We start from the raw sequence: 22390 nt of genomic DNA, 5'->3' as shown, positions 1-22390 counted from the left end.
CGATACAGATTAATAAGGATTTTGACTTATAAGTTATTGTGGTATTTTACTTGTTAATATTGTTAATCATACCGTTAAAAACAAACCAATGAAAAGGCATTACAGCATACCAGTAGAGTCTTCCTCCTAAGCCATGAGGTCTAAATGTTGCTGTTTGGTGTAGTTTTCCCTCGTCAATTTTAAATTCTAACCAAGCTTCACCAGGCATTATCATTTCTGCATAGAGTAGGAGTTTTCCTTTTTCTTTATCAGCATAAATTACTCTCCAAAAATCTAGAGCATCACCGATATTTAATTCTGTAGGATGTCTTCTACCTCGTCGTAAACCGGCTCCACCAAAAAAATGATCTAAAAATCCACGAATTTTCCATAGAAAAGTTCCGTAATACCAGCCTGTTTCTCCTCCAATTGCCCAGATTCTATCTAGTGTTCTTTTTTTATCCTTTAGAACTCTTTCTTTATGGTCTTTAAAGCAGCCATACTCTGGGACGTTCACAAACTCGTGAACAAAGTTTTTTAATTTTCCGCTACTTATATAGGAATCTTTCCAACTAGAAATAATGCTGTTTTGTTCAATTTTTTTAAATGCTAATTTCACAGCCTCTTTGTAAGACATTGGGTTTACATCTAAAATAGCATTAATGTTACTTTTGTTTCCAATAACTTCTACACCCATAGAATTTACTAAAGAGCTTGCTAATTTGTAAGAAGTAGAGGTTACAAAGTAGAGCCAATAAGAAGATAATTTTGGTGTCATTATGGGCACCGTTAAAATGTGCCTTTTTAGTTTTCTAACTTCTGCGAATTGCAGTAACATTTCTTTATAAGTTAGAATTTCTGGGCCAAAAATATCGTGAGAAGTATTGAATAATTCCTTTTTATCTAATGCTTTGTGTAAAAAAGTTAAAACATCTCTAATGGCCAAGGGTTGTGTTTTTGTATTCAGCCATTTAGGAGCAATCATTGCGGGTAATTTCTCTACCAGGTCTCTTATGATTTCAAAAGAAGAACTTCCAGATCCAACAATAATTCCTGCTTTAAAAGTAGTTAATGCGTATTTGTCTGACGCTAGTGTAATCTCTACGTTTTTTCGTGATAATAAATGTTTAGAGAGTTTAGTGTCATTGGTTATTCCGCTTAAATAAATAACTTGTTTTATGTTTGTTGTTTCTGAAAAACGTTTAAAATTGAGTGCGCATTTTTCTTCTAAAAGATGAAACTCTTTTGCGGAATTAGACATGGAGTGAATTAAATAATAAGCAGCGTCTATGTCTTTTGTAATATTAAGGAGGCTGTCTATGTTTAAAAAATCAGCTTCAACTAATTGAATGTTTTTTTGATTTCTGTAATAATTTTCAGCTCTAATTTTATCTCTTACAGGGCAAATTATAGTATGTCCATCATTTAGTAATAGCGGAATTAAACGTTTGCCTATATAGCCAGTTGCACCTGTTACAAGAATTTTCATAGATTTGTTTCTTTTTTTAGGTTTTTGATAAGTTAATTGCTTCTTTAATTTTGATTTGGAATAACAGTCTAAACCATTAATTGTGGCAACATTCACTAGAGATAATTGATTAACCCGTCGTTTTCTAACAATTTACCCTTTATATTTAACTCTTCTAGATATTTTGTTGATGTAGTATGTGAGTCTTTAATACTATTTTCAAAAATATGATTGATAGTAAAGATAGCGCTTTCTTTTCTATTTTTATAAATATTTCCTGTGGGTGGTTGTAGGCTTTAAAATAAAGTATAAAGTTGGGGAATTTAAAACTAGAGCAACTGTTTATAGGGGGTGTTTTACACAGATGCTCTAGTTTTGGGGGACACTTATTGGTAAATAAAGCTATTATAGCGATTTAAAATTATTGATTTTTATGTCTTTTGCTTTTAAATCGTGCATTAAATTGTACAAGCCAAAAAAGGTTCTATTAATATAAATAAAGTGCTTAGATCCTCTATTTCCATTCATGTCTTTTAGCTCTGTACTTTTTGCGTATTTAGCTCCTAAGTCAGAAAGTTTACCGAAGAAAACCTCGTCAGAAAAATCGAAAGTTTCTTGGTGAAACGGCTGAGTAAATAAACTTAGCATTTCATGAAACATAGCTCTAAAAAACAAGAGTTCTTCGTTTGAATCATCTTCTCTTAAAATTTCTAACTGAAATAATTTTTCTTCAAAAAATACAGGGTTGGCTATGTTGTCTTTTTGAGCCAATTCAAAATAGGGTACATAAAAGTCTTCTGGTATGGTTTTCATACATCCAAAATCAATGACAATTAATTCGTTTTCAGGTGATATTAAAAAATTTCCAGGATGCGGATCTGCATGTACTTTTTTTAATTTATGAATTTGAAACATATAAAAATCCCATAGTGCTTGTCCTAGCCTATTAGCGACTTCTTGGTTGTCTGTGAAAAATTCAGATAAATGAACACCATGCATCCAGTCCATGGTTATAATCCTGTCTGATGATAAATCAGCATAATATTCAGGAAAATTAAGATTAGGAATGTGTTTGCAGGCAGCTACTATCTCTTTACTTTGTTCGACTTCTAAAATATAATTGGTTTCTTCAACTAATTTATTTTCTACTTCTTTAAAATATTTATCAGAGTCTTTCCCTTTTATATTAAACATTTTAATTGCAATAGGTTTTACCAATGCTAAGTCTGATGCAATACTTTGTGCAACACCTGGGTATTGAATTTTTACAGCCAATTCTTTTCCGTCTTTTTCAGCTTTATGAACCTGACCAATACTTGCTGCATTTATAGAAACAGTGTTGAATTTGTCATATATTTCATTCGGATCTTTTCCAAAATACTTTTTAAAGGTTTTGGTAACTAAGGCAGGAGAAAGTGGCGGTACAGAGAACTGCGAAAGAGAAAATTTTTCTACGTACGCCTGTGGTAAGATACTTTTTTCCATACTCAACATCTGAGCAACTTTTAAAGCACTTCCTTTTAACGTTTTTAAACCGTCATAAATATCTTCAGCATTATTTTCGTTTAAACGTGCTTTTGCTTCGTCTTCTGTTTTGGTTATTTTATCTCCATAATATTTAAGATAATTAACCCCAATTTTTGCACCAGTAGTAACTAATTTAGAAGCTCTCTGAATTTTAGAAGTTGGTATAGAATCAATTGTTTTCATGGGCTTTTAATTAAAGTTTACTTTTTCTTTTAAAATGAATTTTCCAAAATCGATAATGCTTTGTAATGGTTTAATGTCCATTAAGTCAAAGCGAGCATTGATTGATTTTTCAATAAAAATATCAGTTTTTTCAAAGGATGGTGAAACATCATCTAACCAAAACTTCATGGTTACTAATAAATGAAACCAAGAAGATTCTTTAATTGATTTATCTTGAATTTTTTCTAGTTTCTCATGCTTTAGATCTATTTTTTCTATGCCTATATTCTGAACATAGTTGAGGTAGCTTTCTCGTAATTTTTTTAGCGATTTTAGTTTCTTAAAATCTTTTCTACTGTTTTCTAACGCATATACAACATAACTTCTATTCGCTGTTAGTATTTCGAAAAAAGTAAAATAAAAACTGAGTAATTTGTTTCTTGCATCAAAGTTTTCATAGTCTTCACTTTTAGCTAAAACAGTTATGGTGTGATTAAAAAATTCAGAAAAGATAGCTTCTTCAACAGTTTCAAAAGAACTATAGAATTTATAAAAATCAGCTTCATCAAAATTATTTTCTTTCGCAAAACTATATACAGACTTTGGTTGGTGGTTGTTTTCTAAGACAAATTCCATATACCAAGATATTAAATTGTCTTTTGTAATATTTTTCTTTTTTGCCATAATCTTTTGATATTTATGCAAATATACAATTGTTTAACGAATTCTTTGTTTTGTTAAACAGTAATTTGTGTTAAATTAAATTATCCACTTTAAAATTAAAAGAATAAACATCAATAGATTATCTATATTTGCGTGCAATCTTAATTTATTATTGATGAATTTTAATTTGAAAACAGTATTAATTACCGTACTATTATCAACAACTCTTTTTAGTAGTTGTGATAAAAAACAATCAGAAAAAGATAAAAAAGCAACCGTAGAAAGTGAGGTTTTAACCCAAGAGGTTAAAGCGCCAGAAGGTATGGTGTGGGTTTCTACCAAGACTTTTTTAATGGGAGCAAAAGAGGGAGACCAATATGCAATGCCGCGAGAAAAACCTGCTCATAAAGTAGCGATAGATGGTTTTTTTATTGATGCGAATGAAGTAACAAATAAACAATTTAGAGAGTTTGTAGTGGCTACTAAATATGTTACTGTTGCAGAAAGACCAATAGATTGGGAGGAAATAAAAAAAGATTTACCTGCAGGAACAGAAAAACCTGCAGATTCAATTTTACAACCCGGAAGTTTAATTTTTAATAAACATGCTAAAGGAGTTGTTTCTATGGCGAATTACGGACAGTGGTGGAAGTGGCAAATTGGTGCAAATTGGAAGCAGCCAGAAGGTCCAGGTAGTTCTATTCAAGGGCAAGATAATTTTCCGGTTGTACATGTTGCGCAAGAAGATGCTTTGGCATATTGCAAATGGGCTAATAGAAGGTTGCCTACTGAAGCGGAATGGGAATCTGCTGCACAAGGTAAATTTGAAGATAATATTTTTACTTGGGGAAATAAAGCAGAAGATTTAGATGCAAATGCGAATACATGGCAAGGTAAATTTCCAACAGAAAATATTTCTGAAGATGGGTTTGATTATATCTCTCCTGTACGATCTTATCCTGCAAATAATATTGGTTTGTATGATATGGCTGGTAATGTTTGGGAAATGACTTCAGACTTATTTAATGTAAAATATTATGAAACTTTAGATCCTTCTGTGGTTTTAACAAACCCTACAGGGGCAGAAAAATCGTATACACCAAGTAATCCGTATCAAATTGAATATGTTATGAAAGGTGGTTCTTTTTTATGTCATGCATCTTATTGTGCTAGTTTTAGAATTTCAGCAAAAATGGGTATGGAGCCTAATTCTGGTTCAGATCATATTGGTTTTAGAACAGTTGCTACTAAAGACATGTTGGCAGAATAATAAAATATTTATAAATTGATTAAAACTCCTTTTTTTTGATAAAAGGGAGTTTTTTTTGTTTACAATCATTATAAAATATTATTCCGACTAAGTTTCTATAATAAAGATTAAAATAGATTATAGATAATGTAATTTTTATCTATATTTACGGAAAATTACTAAAGAAAATTTAATGAATTAATTAATTCGTTAAATAAATTCTCCTTATTATGTGTTTTTGTTAGTAAAAACGCATATTTATAATTTGATGGAAATCTTATTAAAAATGAAATCTTTTAGAGAAAGTAAAACCTGTTTAACTATTTAAAATTTAATTTAAAATTAATAAATAATGAAGTTCTTTTTAATACCCCTAGCTTTTATTTTTCTTAGCTATAATTTTACATTTGCTCAATCTTCTTCAGGGTTCCCTAAAGAATATAAAGTATTAGAAGTTAAACCTTCTAGTACAGATTCTCTTATTAAAGAATCAAATTCTCCTCATTTAGTTGTTTATAACCCAGATGCAAAACAAGGGAAACTGTTGTTTTTTATGCCAGGAACTGGAGGTATAGCTCTAAATGGTCCTAAAAGATTTTTTGCAACAGCTGTATCTCAAGGGTATCATGTTATTAATATATCTTACATTAATAGACCTGCTGTGGCTCAAATTTGTAAAGGTGAAAACTTAGCAGACAATTCTAAATGTACATCAGAATTTAGACAGCAGCGTATTTATGGTGATAACGACTTTTCATTAATAGATGATGAGCCTCAAGACGCAATAGTAAATAGGCTTACTAAGTTATTAATTTATCTTTCTAAAACAGATAAAGCTGGTAATTGGGATACTTATTTAGAAGATGGTAAACCAAAATGGAGTGAAATAGCTGTTTCGGGTCAATCTCAAGGAGGAGGAATGGCTGCTTTTATAGCAAAAGAACATTTAGTTGCTAGAGTTATCGATTTTTCTGGTGGTTGGGATTATTCTGCTAAAAATAAAATAGCAGATTGGTATGCTGCAAAAAGTGTAACACCTGCCAACCTTTGGTATGGAACTTATCATGCAAAGGAACCTGCGGCAAAAGTAATTAAAGAGAGTTATGTGGCTATGAAAATTCCTGAGAATCAGATTTATGCTTTTGATTTAGCTTTTCCTAAAGGAAGAAAAGCACACTCTAATGGTATTAGAAATACTAATTATGTTGATCAATGGATTGAATTGTTAGGAAAGGCAAATTAATAATTCTTTATAATTTTAATTTTTTTGCAAAAAGATAGAAAATATTATTTAATGCAATATAAGTATCTTAAGGTATTCTTTTTTTTTGTTATTTCATCTGTATTGGTTTTTGCTCAAGAGCAAAAACCAATAGATAAATTATCTAAAGAGTATGAGTTTTCTTTAATAAGAAAAGGTTTATTTGAAGAGGTTCTGTTACTTAATATGAAGCTGGTTGAAAAAGCTAAAAAAAATAATGATGAAGAAACTATTGCTTTAGGTTATATTAGAATTGCTAGTGTTTTATGTAATTTTGGGGAGAATCTAGAAAGTTTAAGATATTTAGATTTAGCAAATAATATCGTTTTTGATGATGGCTATGATAATTTAAAAATAAGGGTTTTAGCAAACTATGGTAGAAATTACTCTGCATTAAAAATCAATAAAAAAGCTGTTGAATGTTTTGATAAAAGTATTGAGATTTGTAAAAATTTAAAATCATATGATCAGAATTTACTGTCTTTTTTGTATATTAATAAGGCAGATGCTTTTTTAGATACGCAATACGAAACGGATTCTACGCTAGTTTACCTCCATAAAGCAATTAAAATTAAAGAAAATCCTTTTAAATATGCTGTTGTTGCAAATTACTATTTAAAAGAAAATGTAAATATTGACTCAGCAAAAGTATACCTAGATAAAAGTAAGGTATTAATATTAGGCGATAATAATATTACAGAATATTATAAAGCTACTGTTATACATGCAGATGCTAATTTTAATAAAGCGATTGGAAATTATAAAAAAGCAATTGTTTTATATAAGGAATCGTTAAATATTTATAAAAAAATAAAGAAAATAGAAGAGGTTAAATTGTCTCATAAATTAATTTCTGAAACTTACTCGCAATTAAATGATGAAGATAATTCACATAAATATCTTATAAGTTATACTAAAATTACAGACAGCATTAATGCAAGGTATAATCAAAATATAGATGTTGTTATTGGTAATTTCTTGAGTGATCAAGAAAAGGAATATCAAAAAAAAGAAAAAAAATACAATTCTCTTATTGTAGTAGTTATAACGTTTTTTTTAAGTGTTGTTCTTTTTATTGTTTATAATTATAGAAAAAAGAGACGTAAAATAATTGAAGAAAAAGAGCAAATTATTAACCAGAAGAATATTGAAAGTAAAAAATTAAAGCAAAAATTAAATGTTGCTTTTGATGAGGTTATTTTGTTAGCTAAAAAAAATGATTCTTCTTTTTTAGTTCGTTTTCAAGAAGTATATCCAAATGTTTGCGAGAAGTTGTTAGAGAATAACCCTAAACTAGTAAATACAGAATTAACTTTGTGTGCCATGGTTTGGCTTAATTTTTCTTCAAAAGATATTGCAAGTTATACGAATGTTCAGCCAAAAACAGTGCAAACGAAAAAGTACAGACTTCGTAAAAAATTAAACATTCCAGAAAATATAAATATTTATACGTGGCTTAAAAACCTATAAGTTGTATTTTTTTTAAAAGAGCATTCTTATCCTCTTTTATCATTTTACTAAAAATTCACTTTTTACTTTTTTTTTGATTTCTAATATGTAAATACTTTTTGCATTTAATTTTTATCAATTTCTAGTTTTAGAATCTCTCTTTCATTTTTAAATGAACTTAAGCAAAAAGTGTTTATTAATCTTCTTTTTATGTTTATATCCTTGCAATAGTCTTTTTAGACGAGTTGTTAAATTCGGTATTTAAAGAGATGAAATTTACATTTTATTAATATATCATACTTTTTTTTTGTTTTTCGTAAAAGTCCCTAAAACACTTGGAGTGTAGTACAAGTGTAACCCTCTATTCTAGTCTTTTAGAGGTTTTTTATTGTTTTTTTACGTTGTACTCTTTGGTGTTTTATTGGTGTTAAAGCTGATAAGATATTAAAGTTTAGAGAAAATAAATTTCACTAAAACCAATTTATATATGAAAACAAAAATTACAAAGTTATTTATTTTATTTCTCGTAATTCAATTCATTACATTACAACAAACGTTCTCTCAAGAGGGTGTTATTTCAGGAAAAGTAATGGATGAATCTGGTATGCCAGTATTGGGTGTAACAGTTTTAATAGAAGGAACTAAAACAGGTACGCAAACAGATTTTGACGGAAACTATTCTATTAAGGCAAGTATTGGTAAAGTATTGATTTTTTCTTATTTAGGAATGAAGTCAGAAAAAAAGTTGATTCAAAATTCTTCATTAATTAATGTAATTATGCAAGAAGATGAAGAGTCTTTGGATGAAATTGTAGTGACAGCAATGGGGATTGAACGTGCTGAAAAAACATTAGGTTATGCAGTAAGTACTGTAAAATCTGCCGATTTTGAAGAGGCAAGAGAAACCGATGTTGTTCAAGCATTACAAGGAAAAATATCTGGAGTTCAAATTACTGGTCAAGGTGGAGGTGTAGGTTCTTCTACAAAAATTACGATTAGAGGACTTACTCGAATAAGTGGAAATAATCAGCCATTGTGGGTAGTTGACGGTGTACCTATATCTGATGCTAATGACTTTTCAGATTCTAGAACAACAGGGTCTATAGATTATGGAAATAGAGCTCAGGATATTAATCCGGACGATATAGAGAGTTTAACGGTTTTAAAAGGTGCTTCTGCAGCAGCGTTATATGGATCAAGAGCTTCAAATGGTGTTATCGTTGTAACTACTAAAAAAGGAAAAGGAGATGGAAAAGCAACTATTACTTACAGTTCAACTATTAGGTTTGATTCACCTCTATTGCTTCCAGATTTTCAAAACACGTATGGACCTGGAAACCAGGGTATTTATAATGAAGATGATGGTGATACTGTGCAATCTGCTTCTAAAGGTTGGGGACCCGCTATTTCTAGTGGTACACCATATACCGACTTGGCAGGGAATGCACAAACTTTTCAAGCGAATCCAGATATTCAAAAAGATTTTTATAACCTAGGTTCAACCGTTTCTCATAATTTTGCTGTTTCAGGAGCATCTAACGATGGAAAGAATGATTATCGTCTTAGTAGTTCTCATACTTCAGTTAAAGGTATATTGCCTGGTTCATTGCTTAATAAATTAAATTTAGGGCTTAATTCGGGTTCTCAACTTTCTAATAAATTAAAATCTAGATTTAGTATAAATTATATTAATACGGGTATTGAAGGAGCTGTGTCAAAAGGAGCAAACGACCCTAATGTATTAACTAGTATAATAAATAGATTACCAAGAATTACTAATATTGAAGTTTTAAAGCCTTGGATTGCTGATGATGGAGTTACACAATTATCTCCTATTGATGAGGATACTAATAACCCATATTGGATAGTTAATGAAAATCATAGAACCAGTGATACAGAACGTTTTTTTGGAAATGTAAGCTTTGACTATACTCCTGTAGAACATCTTACAATGTTAGGTAGAGTAGGTTATGATTCTTACAATACAAAGCATTTTAGAAGTAATCACGTTGGTACTTTGGGGTATCTTGATGGTAATTATAAAGATAATTATATTAGCAGGAAACAATTAACTTTAGATTATTTGGCAACTTATGATAATTCTTTTGGGGATTTTGATGTTACCTTAATGTCTGGTGTACAATGGAACGAAAGAGAATATGAACAAAATGGTAATCTTGGTACATCACTTTCTATACCAGAACTTTTTAGCCCTGGTAACGTAGCGTCAAATAGCCCAGCAAAGAATTATTCTTTAAAACAAATTTTTGGAGCTTTTGGAGATTTTACAATGACATATAAAAAATGGCTTACTTTAAATGCTACCGCTCGAAACGATTGGTCTTCTACTTTACCTGTAAATGGTAATAGTTATTTTTACCCATCTGTAGCATTAAGTTTTGTTTTTAGCGATGCTTTTAATATTGATAAAAGTATTTTAAGTTATGGTAAATTAAGAACAAATTGGGCAAATGTTGGAGGTGATACAACTCCATATCAATTAGATTATTTGTATTATCCACAAACTTCTTATTATGGACAATTTAATACTGCAGGTACATTTCCATTTAATGGTCAAATTGCATATTCTGGACCAAATTCTTTACCAAATGCAGATTTAAAACCAGAAAATCAATTAAACAAAGAAATAGGTATTGAATTAGGTTTTTTTAAAAACAGAATTAAAATAGATGCTACTTATTATAAAAACACTACTACCGATCAAATTATACCGCTATCTACACCTGCTTCCACAGGTTATAGTACAGCTTGGACTAATTTAGGAGAAATATCTAATACAGGTTTTGAGTTAGAATTAGGACTAAAAGTAATTCGTTCAGAAAAGTTTAAATGGAATTTAGATGCTAATTTTTCAACCAATGAAACTATTATTGAGGATTTAGGAGATTTAGAACAATATACTTTAGCTTCTTCTTTTGGTGGTTTAGTAGTAGCTGCAGAAGAAGGTAAATCTATAGGCCTTTATGGTAATAGATTTGCACGAGCGGTAGATGGTGATGGTAACACGATAGAAGATCAAATATTAGTAAATAGTAATGGTCTGCGATTTGAAGGAGATAATGGTCGTTTAGGAAATATAACACCAGATTTTACAATGGGACTTACTTCTGTATTTAGTTATAAAGGCTGGAGATTATCAACAACATTTGATTGGAAACAAGGTGGTATTTTATATTCACAAACGGTAGGAACACTTAGAACAAGTGGTTTAGCTGCCGAAACAGCTACAGATAGAGAAACGCTTTTTGTAGACCCTAATACCTTTGTAGATAATGGTGATGGAACTTATTCTGAAAACACCATAGCAATTCCAAGTGTACAACAGTATTGGAATAGTTATTCATCCTCTACGATTCATGAAAGTAACACCTTTGATGCGACTTATATAAAATGGAGAGAGTTAGGTTTGTCTTATTCATTTAATAAAAAACAACTTCAAAATATACCTTTTACAGCCTTATCGTTGAGTTTACAAGGAAGGAATCTAGCTATTTTTAATACAAGTATACCACATATAGATCCAGAAACTAATTTATTTGGATCTAGTAGTAATGGAGGAGGTATTGAATACAATGGTTTACCTTCTACAAGTAGTATTGGTTTAAGTGTTAAAGTTAAATTTTAAAAATAAAAAAGATGAAAAAAATAATTATAAAACCCACGTATTTGTTTTTACTATCCCTTGTTGTCTTCTGTTTAAGCGGATGTGATGGCATAACAGATATTAATGAAGATCCTTTAGCTGCAACATCGGTTACACCTTCTCTTTTGTTTCCAGAAGTAATAGCTAATATGTCTTCGCAAAGAGTTATTGAATTGGCAGGTTCTAATATGCACGCGCAACAATGGGCTGGTAGTTCTGGTACATGGTTAAGCAGAAGTAGATATACACTTGGTACTGCTTCTTTAAATAATGCATGGACAATTTGGTACACAACCTGTATAAAAAATCTATCTTTAGTAGAATTATTAGTCGAAAGAGATAATCCAAAGAATGTGTATATTATTGCGCAAGCAAAAATATTAGAAGGCTTTATTTATTCTAATTTAACCCAAATATGGGGAGAAGTTCCATTTACTCAAGGTGGAAATCCAGCAGAGTATCCATATCCTGAATTTGATTCTCAGGAAGTTGTAATGGAAGGGGTTATAGATTTAATGGATGAGGCTATTGCAATTTTAGAACAAGATGTAGATTCTGATATTGTTACTGATTTAATTTTTGAAGGTGATAAAGAAGCATGGATTCGTTGGGCATATTCTTTAAAATTTAAAATGCTCATGTTTATGGCTAATGTAAAACCTCAAGAAGTTTCTAGTGAACTTCAGGCTTTAGTAAATAGCCCGTTAATACTAACCAACGAGCAAGAAGCAAATTTAATATATAGTAATGAAATTGGTAATGAAAATCATTTGTATAGATTTTTAACAACTAATTGGGCAGGAGTAAATAAAAGTTGGTATGCAGGAAGACCCCTTGTAGATCTTATGAATGCTTTAAATGACCCAAGAAGAGCAACCTATTTTGAGCTGAATAGAAATAATATTTATGCTGGTATCTATCAAGGTAATACTGGTGTTGCGTCTGTTTCAAAAATAAATACAGATAATATGGTTAAAGCAGACTCACCTGATAGGTATTTTACAGCTTCGGAAACTAAGTTCTTATTAGCCGATGCTGCTGCTAACGGCTATGTATCTGGTGGTTTGTCGCAGGCTAATACATGGTTCTTAGAAGGTATTACACTTGCTTTAGGTTATTATGATGGATCGACAGGAGAGATTCTACAAACAGATAAGGATACTTATTTAGCTAGTTTTCCCGACTTGTCTACTTTAACAAAAGAAGAGGCTTTAGATTACATTAATGATCAACATTATATTTCATTATTTGGTAATGGAATAGAAGCATGGAACCAATGGAAACGAACAAAGTCTGTAGACTTTACTATCCCTACTAATTCTAGCGCAACAGATTTTATTAGAAGATATACATATCCTAGAGATGAATCTGCAGCAAATATAAATATACCTACAGGAGTAACTATTGAGGATCCTATGTGGTATGAAAAATAAGGATTATTAATTATCCTCTTTTTATTGATAATAAGCTAGTATTTTTAAACTATTGTTTTTAGTAAAAAATAATATTTAAAATACTAGCTTAACTATCTTTATTAGTAGAATATTAAAATAAAATAATACATAATAATAGATGAAAATTTTAAAACTATTTATACCTGTGCTTTTGGTGTTTTTTACTTCTTGTTCCCAAAAAAATAATCCCCAAAAAGATCAAAAAACAGTACAAAAACCAAATATCATTTTTTTATCCATAGACGATTTAAGAGCTGATCTTGGTTCTTATGGAAATAAAGAAATAAAGACACCAAATATAGATGCGTTATCAGCCAATTCTATGGTAATGCTAAACACACATTCTCAATCAGCAGTTTGCGCACCTTCAAGAGCAAGTGCAATGTTAGGCTACAGGCCAGATTCTACAAGAGTTTGGCACTTGGGAGATAAGTTTAGAGAGATAAACCCTGATGCAGTAACAATGCCTCAATATTTTAATAAAGCAGGATATTATACCGTAAATATTGGTAAAATTTTTCATAATTATATGCCAGATTCTATTTCTTGGGATGAGCCAGATCTTAGACCTTATCCATATAACACTAAAGAATATGTGAAGAGAGATGCAGAAACATATTATTATACAGAAGCATCAAAGAAAGATCAAATTGCAAAAAGAAAGATTTATGTAGCTAAGAAAAAAGGGAAAAACTTATATGGTGATGGTTGGAATCGTGGACCGGCTATAGAGTTAGCTGATGAACCAGACTCTTTATACTATGATGCAATGCAAACAACATTGGCTTTAAAAACCCTAGATAGAATTAAAGATAAAAAAGAACCATTTTTCTTAGGCCTAGGTTTTTATAGGCCACATTTACCATTTGTAGCTCCAAAAAAATATTGGGATCTATATTCAGCCGGATCAGTTTCTCCTGCAGCAAATCCGAAGTTACCAAAAAATGCACCAGTAATGTCTGCAAATGCAAATTACGAATTACGAGCATATACAAACCCAACCAAAATTGGTCGTCCAGAAGATGAACCTTTACCAGAAAAATATGCAGATTCTTTAAAAAGGGGGTATTATGCAAGTGTAAGTTTTGTGGATGCTTGTGTAGGTAAATTGGTAGCAGGATTAAAAGAACGTGGTTTGTATGAAAATACAGTAATTGTTCTTTGGGGAGATCATGGTTGGAAATTAGGAGATCATAACGGTTGGGGTAAAATGACGAACTTTTATATAGATACACATGTACCTTTAATTATAAAAGGTGCAAATCAACAAGAAGGAAAACAGATAAAGGCTCTTTCGGAATTAGTAGATATATTTCCAACATTATGTGATTTAACAGGTGTTGATAAGGCAGATTATTTACAAGGAACAAGTTTAGTTCCTGTTTTTGAAAATCCGGATTTAGAATGGAAAGATGCTGTTTTTACTCAGTTTAGAAGAAGACCAAGAGTATCTAAAGATGGGCAAGAATATATGGGGTATTCAATGCAAACAAAACAATACCATTATATAGAGTGGTATCATTGGGATAATGTAAAAAAAGAAAAAGGAGCTTTTGCAGCTACAGAATTGTATGACCATTTTGTAGATCCTAACGAAACAGAAAATGTTGCAGGAATTTCTGATAAAACTGAAATAATAAAAAGTTTATCTGTTCAATTATCAAAAGGATGGAAAGGGGCTTTGCCTAAAAATATAAATTAAATTATGATAAAAATTAAATTACAGATTTCGTTATTTATTTTGGTGGTACTTGTTTTAAGTTCGTGCCAAAATACAGTTGAAAAGAAGGCTGAGGTTAAAAAGCAAACTAGACCAAATATTCTTTTTATTCCAGTAGATGATCTTAGAACAGATTTGGGGGCTTATGGTAATGCAGTTGTAAAATCTCCCAACATAGATAAATTGGCTAGTAATGGTATGGTTTTTAATCGTGCATATTGCCAACAAGCTGTTTGTACAGCTTCTAGAACTAGTTTATTAACGGGTTTAAGACCAGATTCTACACAAATTTGGGATTTAAAAACACATTTTAGAGATGCTATGCCTGATATTGTTTCTTTACCACAATTTTTTAAGAATAACGGCTATCATACTGTTGGTTTAGGAAAAACGTTTCATAATACATTGCAAGATTCTATTGCTTGGAATGAGTATTTGCATGTGGATGGTTTTCCTTTCGATCCAGATGCGGTTTATGTCAATCAAGATAACTTAATAATTCAAAAAGAGAAAGAGCTTAAACTTGTAAAAAAAGGAAAGCATAAATTTGATAAATACGGGTTTATTTACACGAAAGCCAAATCTATTGAAATGGCAGATGTAGGTGATGATGATTATTACGATGGTGCGCAAACTACCATGGCAATAAAAAAGATGCGTGAGCTAAAAAAAACAGATAAACCTTTCTTTTTATCTGTAGGTTTTTATAAACCGCATTTGCCTTTTACAGCTCCAAAAAAATATTGGGATATGTATAATTCGGAAGATATTCCGTTAGCTAAAAATCAATTCCCTCCTAAAAATAGCCCCGAATTTGCTATGCATGGCGATGTGGAACTTAGAGGTTATGCAGATAAACACGATTTACCAAAACCTGCGGAAGGTTCATTATCTGAAGCAGAACAAAGGGAATTAATACATGCTTATTACGCTTGTGTAACTTACGTTGATGCTCAAATAGGTCGTTTAATGGATGAACTTGAGAAATCTGGATTGGCAGAAAATACGATTGTTGTTTTATGGGGAGATCATGGATGGAAGTTAGGAGAACATAATGGTTGGGCAAAACAAACTAATTACGAAATTGATACTAGAGCACCTTTAATAATAAGTGGTAAAGGCGTAAAAAGCAAAGGAGAAATGACGCAATCATTAACTGAGTTTGTAGATGTTTATCCTACTCTTTGTGACATGACGGGGTTTGAAATACCAAAATATTTACAAGGTGAAAGTTTAAAACCAATTTTAGAAAACCCGAATATTATTGTAAAAGAAGCCGCTTATAGTCAGTTTCTATTAGGTAGATACGGATCTAAAGAAGATAGAAAAACAGAACGAATGGGGTATACTGTAAGAACAGATCGATATCGTTATGTAGAATGGTATAAGTGGAATCCAAAACAAAAAACAAAAGGAGACTTTATAACCAGAGAACTTTTTGATCATAAAACAGATCCGCAAGAAAATAGTAATATAGCTGATGTTTCAGAAAATAAAGAGTTAATATTGGAATTATCAAAATCATTAACCAAAGGTTTTATTTTATAACAAATCAAATATGAAAAATTTTCTATATTGTTTTATGATTATAATGCATCTTTCATGCGATAATTCAAAAGATAATAACAAACAAAAATTAGTAGACAGTAGTTTTCAATTAAATCAAAAAAAAACAACAGTTAAAGATATGAATACACTTGGGCTTTTAGGTGGTACGTCGTGGCACTCAACAGTAGAGTATTATGCTGCAATTAATCAATCTATTAATGATTATTATGGCAATAATACAAATCCGCCCTTATTAGTTTATACCTTAAATCAAGCAGAAATTCATAGATTTCAGAAAATAGATAAATGGGATTCGATTGCAGGAATGTTAACTGATGGTGCATTAAGTTTACGTAAAGGAGGAGCAGAGGCTGTAATGTTTTGTGCAAATACACCCCATAAAGTATTTGATATTGTCCAAAGTCAATTAGATTTTCCTATTATTCATATTGGTGATGCTACGGCAAAAGCTATTCTAAAAAAAGAAGTGAAGAGTGTTGGTTTTTTAGGTACAATTTATACAATGGAAGGTGATTTTATAACCAAAAGAATCGCTGATAACGGAATAAATGTTTTAGTGCCAGAAGAAAAGGAAGTACTTATTGAGTTGCAAAGAATTATTGAAGAAGAACTTACGTATGGCGTGGTTAAGCCTGCTTCTAAAACCTATGTGCTTAATGTTATTAAAGGTTTGGTAGATAGAGGCGCAGAAGGAGTTGTTTTAGGTTGTACAGAATTTCCTTTAATGATTTTTGATGAAGATTTAGAAATTCCAATTTTTGATACAACAGAAATTCATTCTATGGCTGCCGTAGATTTTATTTTAGGTAATTAATGCCTTTTAAATTGTAATACAATTTTGGTTTCTATAATTTGCCCTATATTATTTCGTGCTTTACGGAAAAATATAGGGCAATATATTTTATTAATATTTTTTTTATTAAAAACGTATTCTTGTTAAATAAAATGAATATAAATTTCTACATTCTATCTTAATAGAAAACTACATATTATAAGTTTTAATACCCTATCGATTACTTCTCTTTTTTTTTAGTAAAAATAAGCACTATGTTTTTTTCAATTATTATTAGTAATGCGTGCTTTTTAAGTATTATCTATGGGTAAAAGGGCTTCTATAAAGTAATACTAATTTTAGTAATATCATCTTTTTTATAAACTTAAATTACTAATTATTTAGAACTTTATGTTAATTGTTGGGTAATTGCAACAATACTACCCTGTTTTTGAGAATTTCTGAATTTAAATAATTAATAGGTTTGAAGTAACCGTTCGTTGTAATGGTAAAACCAAATTATAAACTAATTATTAAATCAATGAAATTAAAACTAAGTGCTTTGTTGTTTCTGTTTTGTAGTTTTATGTCTTTAACGGCTCAAACAACAATTACAGGTACAATATCAGACGAAACAAGTTTAACTCTTCCAGGAGTTAATATCTTGGTAAAAGGGACAGATAGAGGTACAAATTCCGATTTTGAAGGAAAGTATTCTATTAAAGTTTCTAAAGGTGAAATTTTACAATTCTCATTTGTAGGTTTTGTAAATCAAGAAGTTGTGGTTGCGGGTCAAAACGTAATAGATATTGTCTTAAAAGAAGATGCGCAACAATTAAATGAAATAGTAATAATAGGATATGGTTCTACTACAAAGAAAGATTTAGTTTCTTCTGTTTCTTCTGTAAAGGCAGATGTTTTAGAGAACCAGCCAGTTGCAAGATTAGACCAAGCATTACAAGGTAGAGCAACAGGAGTTTCTGTAACATCTAATAGTGGAGACCCAGGCTCCGGTTCTACAATTAGAATTAGAGGTAATAGTTCTATCAATGGAAATAATAATCCTCTGTATGTTATAGACGGATTTATTGTGGGTACAGATTTTAACTTAAATACTTTAAATGTAAATGATATTAAATCTGTAGATGTTCTAAAGGATGCTACTGCATTGTCTATTTATGGAACAAGAGGTGCTTCTGGAGTTATTTTAGTAACGACTAAAAATGGTACAGAAATTTCAAAAGGAAAACCAAGAATTAGTCTAAATCATTATTATAGTGTTCAGCAAGTAGCAAATGAGATTGATCTTTTAAACGGAGAAGATTATGTAAATTATATTAATGAGGCAGGGCAATTTAACCCGAACTTAAATAATGGTTTTGGAGGGACAGACCCTACTTTACCTTTATTGTTTGATGAGCCAGGAGAAATTGAAACTACAGATTGGTTAGATCTTGCAGCTCAGACAGGGTATGTTAGAAATACAGATTTATCTATAATGGGGAATTCAGAAAATTCTAATTATTATATCTCTATCAATCATTTTGATCAAGAAGGAATTTTAAAAGGCTCTGGTTTAGAAAGAGTTACTTTTAGAACAAATTTAGATGTAAGGCTTTCAGATAAATTTAAAACAGGTATTCGTTTAAATGCAACACATTATAAAAAAGAAAATAATAAAGTTAATTATTCTCAAATTGTTTCAAATGTGCTGCCAATTAGAACCGTTTATGATGAAAATGGAGACTATACTGGGGTTAACCCAATAAGTTCTGGGACAGAAAGAAATCCTGTAGCAGATGCAAATCTAAGAGTAGATCATGATTTAGTTACAAAGCTTATTACAAATGCTTATGTTGAGTATGAGTTGTTTGAGAACTTTAAATTGAAGTCTACTTTTGGAGCAGAAATTACACATACAAAATATAACGATTATCTTCCGGGAGCATTACCAGATAGACAGATTTCCAAAGCAGGAACTGGTTATGCTAATATAGCAACAAATTATGGGAAAAGTATTTTGAATGAAAATACGTTTACCTATGATTTAGGTTTAGAAAATCATTCTGTTAAGTTGTTAGGAGGATTTACATGGCAAAAGGATACGAATGAAAGTACCGTTTCTCAGGCAGATGGTTTTCCAAATGATGCCGTATTGTTTAATAATCTAGCTTTAGGTGATGCAACGCTTTATTATGCAAATTCTGGATATGGTCAAAGAACATTAGCTTCTTTTTTAGGTAGGGTAGATTATGGCTACAAAAGTAAATACCTTTTAACCTTAGTTGGTAGATATGATGGATCTTCTGTTTTTGAAGAGGGAAGTAAATATGCGTTTTTTCCATCTGTAGGTCTTGCTTGGAATGTAAGTGATGAGGCTTTTTTAGAAGATGTAGATGTAATTGATAAATTAAAAGTTAGAGGTAGTTATGGTATTGTAGGTGAACAAGGAGTAAATTCTTATAATTCTATTGCAACCTATAATAACACTATCAATATTTTTAACGACAATGTTGTTAATGGTGTTCAATTAGGTTCTGTGCCAAGTGAGGGATTAACATGGGAAACTACAAAACAACTAGATCTTGGTTTTGAAGTTAGTCTTTTAAAGGATAGAATTTCTTTTGAAGCAGATTATTATTTAAAAACTACAGAAGATTTACTTTTAGCTAAAGCTTTATCTGCACAAGCAGGAGGTGGTACTCAGTTGCAAAATGTAGGTTCTGTAGAAAATCAAGGTTTTGAATTTTCATTAAACACCATTAATGTGGAGAAAAAGGATTTTTCTTGGAATTCGACATTAACAATATCTACAAACAAAAGTAAAGTTTTAGAGTTAGATGGTAGAGATTATTTAGATTTACAATCTACAGGTAACCAAGGTGGTACTTCTGCGAGACTTATTGTTGGTGAGTCAATGCCAGTTTTTATTGGACTTAAATACTTAGGGACTTATAAAAATGAAGATGAGATAATTGCAGATGGTAGAAAGGGAATGTCTTTTATTGGTGGTCCTAGATTTGAAAATTTAGATGATAACCCTACTTGGAATGATGAAGATGCTGTTATAATTGGTAGTCCAGAACCAGATTTTTATGGAGGTTTCAGAAATACATTTACTTATAAAGGTCTTTCTTTAGATGTCTTTTTTCAAGGTCAATATGGTAATGACATCTTCAATATAAGAACACAGGCATCTTATTACGGAAGGGGAGAGCAGAATTTAGATTCTAGAGTATTAAACCGTTGGCAAGAAGGAGTAAATGAAACTTCAGATATACCTAGAGCAGGTGCTTCTACAAGTTTATTCAACCCAAATAGTACTGTTAATATAGAGGATGGTTCATTTTTACGATTAAAAACAGCTACTTTAAATTATAATCTTCCATTAGAAAAAATAGGATTAGAAAATACATTAAGCGCTTTTAATGTTTATGTAACAGGTACTAACTTATTTTTATTATCTAAATTTAAATTAGGAGATCCAGAAACAAGTAATTTTAGTGCTAGTAGTGGGTTAGGTTCAGTATCTCAGGGTTTTGCTTCGGGTACTTACCCTTATGCTAAATCTGTTACATTAGGATTAAAAATGGAATTTTAAAAAAATAATAAAATGAAAAATATATTAAAAAATAAAGTAGTTCTAGTCTTGCTAGGTTTATTTGCTTTAATTTCTTGTGATAATTTTCTGCAAGAAGATTTAAGAGATGCTATTACACCTGGAAATTTTTTCAATAATGACAAAGAGGCAGAATTAGCTGTAAACGGAATTTATAGAATCTATCATAATAATAATTTATATGCTCAAAGAGGTTTAGATGATTATTATACACATGGAGCAGATGTTGTTGGACCTAACAGAAATGTGAATGGATCTATTCATAATTATCTAATTGCAGAGGGTGTAGCAGACGGAAACGGTGTATGGTCTCAGTTATATGAGGTAGTAAATGGTACCACAGAATTCTTAGCAAATATTGATGGTAATGAAAAACTTACGGAAGCTAATAGAGATCAAGCCGTTGGAGAGTTGTTGTTTTTAAGAGCTTTGGCTTTTTATCATTTAACAAATTTATGGGGAGACGTTCCTTATTTTAGAGAAATGTTAAACCCTATTGAAGCGGGAGAGTTGGGGCGTTATGATAAGGATTTAATAAGAACGGATATGAAAGCAGATTTAGAAAGAGCAGTAAGTTTATTGCCATCTACATATTCTGGTTCAGATTTAGGAAGAGCAACAAAGTGGGCTGCCTATGCATTAAAAGCAAAATTTCATTTATTTGATAAAGAGTGGTTATTGTCTAAAAATGCTTGTGATGAGATTATAAATAATTCACCACATACTTTATTACCAAATTATGCAGATGTTTTTAATCAATTAGATCCTGCGAATTCTATAAATAACGAGCATATTTTTATCATCGATTTTAAATCGGATGAGGTTACAACTACAAGAACAGATGATTATAATCCTCGTATTAGAGATGAGCCATCTAATAGAAATGATAATGCTGTTGATGAATTTGGTGCGCCAGTTTTGAAAGCAAATGGAACTCAAATGAAAAGATGGGAGTATTTTCAGAGTGTAATGTTAGAGCAAGAAGAAGATATGCAAGGTTACGGATGGTCTGTGCCTTTACCTGAATTAGCAGATAAAAATAACTGGCAAGATGGAGATTTGCGTTATGATGCAACTGTAGTAACCGAGTATTTAGGTTTTGAGCTTGCGTTTCCATACTTCAGAAAAAATTGGAACTTAGATCAAGTGAATTCTTTAAGAGGAAATCATCATGAAAATTATATTGTTTTCCGTTTAGCTGATATTTATTTAATGGCTGCTGAGGCAGAAAATGAATTAAATGGTCCAGGAACTGCATATTCTTATGTAAACGAAGTTCGTAAAAGAGCTTTTGAACCAGACCAACCTTGGAGTGGTATGTCTCAAACATCTTTTAGAGAAGCAATGTATGATGAAAGAAAGTTTGAACTTTCTGCAGAAGGACATAGAAAAATGGATTTAATTAGATGGGGAATTTTATTAGATGTGGTTAAATCTACAGAGCATAGAAATTGGAATAATCCAGGGGCTAATATTCAGCCGTACCATGTGTTATTACCAATACCACAAGCACAAATAATTTTGAATGCTAATTTATTAACATCAGACCCTACTAATAACGGTTACCGTTAGGATGTAAGAAGTTTTTAGTAAAGAGGTTGTTTAGAAAGTGAATTTTTGTCATTCTGAATTTATTTCAGATTCTTATGAAGGTTAAACTTCTGTGTGACAGGGTTTATTTCTTTTAGACGGCCTCTTTTTTTCGTGGAAATATTTGTCTCTTAATTTTTTAAATGGTATTTTATTTGTTCTACAGATAGATAGTTAAACAATGATCTTTAGACAAAAAGTATAAAATCCTTTAAAGTAATTGATAAAAGAAATATAATGAACC

General features: G+C 30.8%; 13 protein-coding genes. 10 read left to right on the top strand and 3 right to left on the bottom strand.

Going from position 1 to position 22390, the window contains the following annotated elements; translation table 11 throughout:
* Nucleotides 1–46 precede the first annotated feature (46 nt).
* The 3 genes from GQS57_RS11270 to GQS57_RS11260 form a co-directional block, all read right to left on the bottom strand.
* Nucleotides 47–1468 carry an SDR family oxidoreductase gene (locus GQS57_RS11270; protein WP_165732955.1) on the bottom strand — a complete coding sequence of 474 codons (1422 nt, stop codon included), beginning with the start codon at nt 1466–1468 and terminating at the stop codon, nt 47–49.
* Nucleotides 1469–1852: 384 nt separating this feature from the next.
* Nucleotides 1853–3157, bottom strand: a complete 1305-nt coding sequence (locus GQS57_RS11265; RefSeq protein WP_165732954.1) for an AarF/ABC1/UbiB kinase family protein — start codon at nt 3155–3157, stop codon at nt 1853–1855.
* A gap of 6 nt (nt 3158–3163) precedes the next feature.
* Complete coding sequence (locus tag GQS57_RS11260) at nt 3164–3820, bottom strand: TetR family transcriptional regulator C-terminal domain-containing protein (protein WP_165732953.1); 657 nt, start codon at nt 3818–3820, stop codon at nt 3164–3166.
* A 154-nt stretch (nt 3821–3974) separates the two neighbouring features.
* On the opposite strand from GQS57_RS11260, the gene GQS57_RS11255 reads away from it, so the two are divergent.
* The 10 genes from GQS57_RS11255 to GQS57_RS11210 all read left to right on the top strand — a co-directional run bounded on the left by GQS57_RS11255 (nt 3975) and on the right by GQS57_RS11210 (nt 22128).
* Complete coding sequence (locus GQS57_RS11255) at nt 3975–5069, top strand: formylglycine-generating enzyme family protein (RefSeq protein ID WP_165732952.1); 1095 nt, start codon at nt 3975–3977, stop codon at nt 5067–5069.
* A gap of 331 nt (nt 5070–5400) precedes the next feature.
* The gene (locus tag GQS57_RS11250; RefSeq protein WP_165732951.1) at nt 5401–6291 is read left to right on the top strand and encodes a hypothetical protein; all 891 of its coding nucleotides are present in this window, start codon (nt 5401–5403) and stop codon (nt 6289–6291) included.
* Nucleotides 6292–6342: 51 nt separating this feature from the next.
* Nucleotides 6343–7779 carry a tetratricopeptide repeat protein gene (locus tag GQS57_RS11245; protein ID WP_165732950.1) on the top strand — a complete coding sequence of 479 codons (1437 nt, stop codon included), beginning with the start codon at nt 6343–6345 and terminating at the stop codon, nt 7777–7779.
* A 466-nt stretch (nt 7780–8245) separates the two neighbouring features.
* On the top strand, nt 8246–11404 hold the full coding sequence (locus tag GQS57_RS11240) for a SusC/RagA family TonB-linked outer membrane protein (protein ID WP_165732949.1): 3159 nt from the start codon (nt 8246–8248) through the stop codon (nt 11402–11404).
* Nucleotides 11405–11415: 11 nt separating this feature from the next.
* A complete protein-coding gene (locus GQS57_RS11235) occupies nt 11416–12855 on the top strand; it encodes a SusD/RagB family nutrient-binding outer membrane lipoprotein (RefSeq protein ID WP_165732948.1) in 1440 nt (479 codons plus the stop codon).
* A 139-nt stretch (nt 12856–12994) separates the two neighbouring features.
* Nucleotides 12995–14578 (top strand): sulfatase, encoded by a 1584-nt coding sequence (locus GQS57_RS11230; RefSeq protein ID WP_165732947.1) that lies wholly within the window; start codon nt 12995–12997, stop codon nt 14576–14578.
* 3 nt (nt 14579–14581) lie between these two features.
* Nucleotides 14582–16144 (top strand): sulfatase, encoded by a 1563-nt coding sequence (locus tag GQS57_RS11225; protein ID WP_165732946.1) that lies wholly within the window; start codon nt 14582–14584, stop codon nt 16142–16144.
* 10 nt (nt 16145–16154) lie between these two features.
* Nucleotides 16155–16979 carry an aspartate/glutamate racemase family protein gene (locus GQS57_RS11220; RefSeq protein ID WP_165732945.1) on the top strand — a complete coding sequence of 275 codons (825 nt, stop codon included), beginning with the start codon at nt 16155–16157 and terminating at the stop codon, nt 16977–16979.
* A gap of 499 nt (nt 16980–17478) precedes the next feature.
* Nucleotides 17479–20538: a TonB-dependent receptor gene (locus GQS57_RS11215; RefSeq protein WP_165732944.1), complete on the top strand. Its 3060-nt coding sequence runs from the start codon at nt 17479–17481 to the stop codon at nt 20536–20538.
* 12 nt (nt 20539–20550) lie between these two features.
* Nucleotides 20551–22128 carry a RagB/SusD family nutrient uptake outer membrane protein gene (locus GQS57_RS11210; RefSeq protein ID WP_165732943.1) on the top strand — a complete coding sequence of 526 codons (1578 nt, stop codon included), beginning with the start codon at nt 20551–20553 and terminating at the stop codon, nt 22126–22128.
* The last annotated feature ends 262 nt before the right edge of the window (nt 22129–22390 follow it).

The organism is Polaribacter sp. 20A6 (assembly GCF_011378915.1).
GTDB lineage: Bacteria > Bacteroidota > Bacteroidia > Flavobacteriales > Flavobacteriaceae > Polaribacter > Polaribacter sejongensis.
This window is presented reverse-complemented; position numbering and strand designations above follow the sequence as displayed.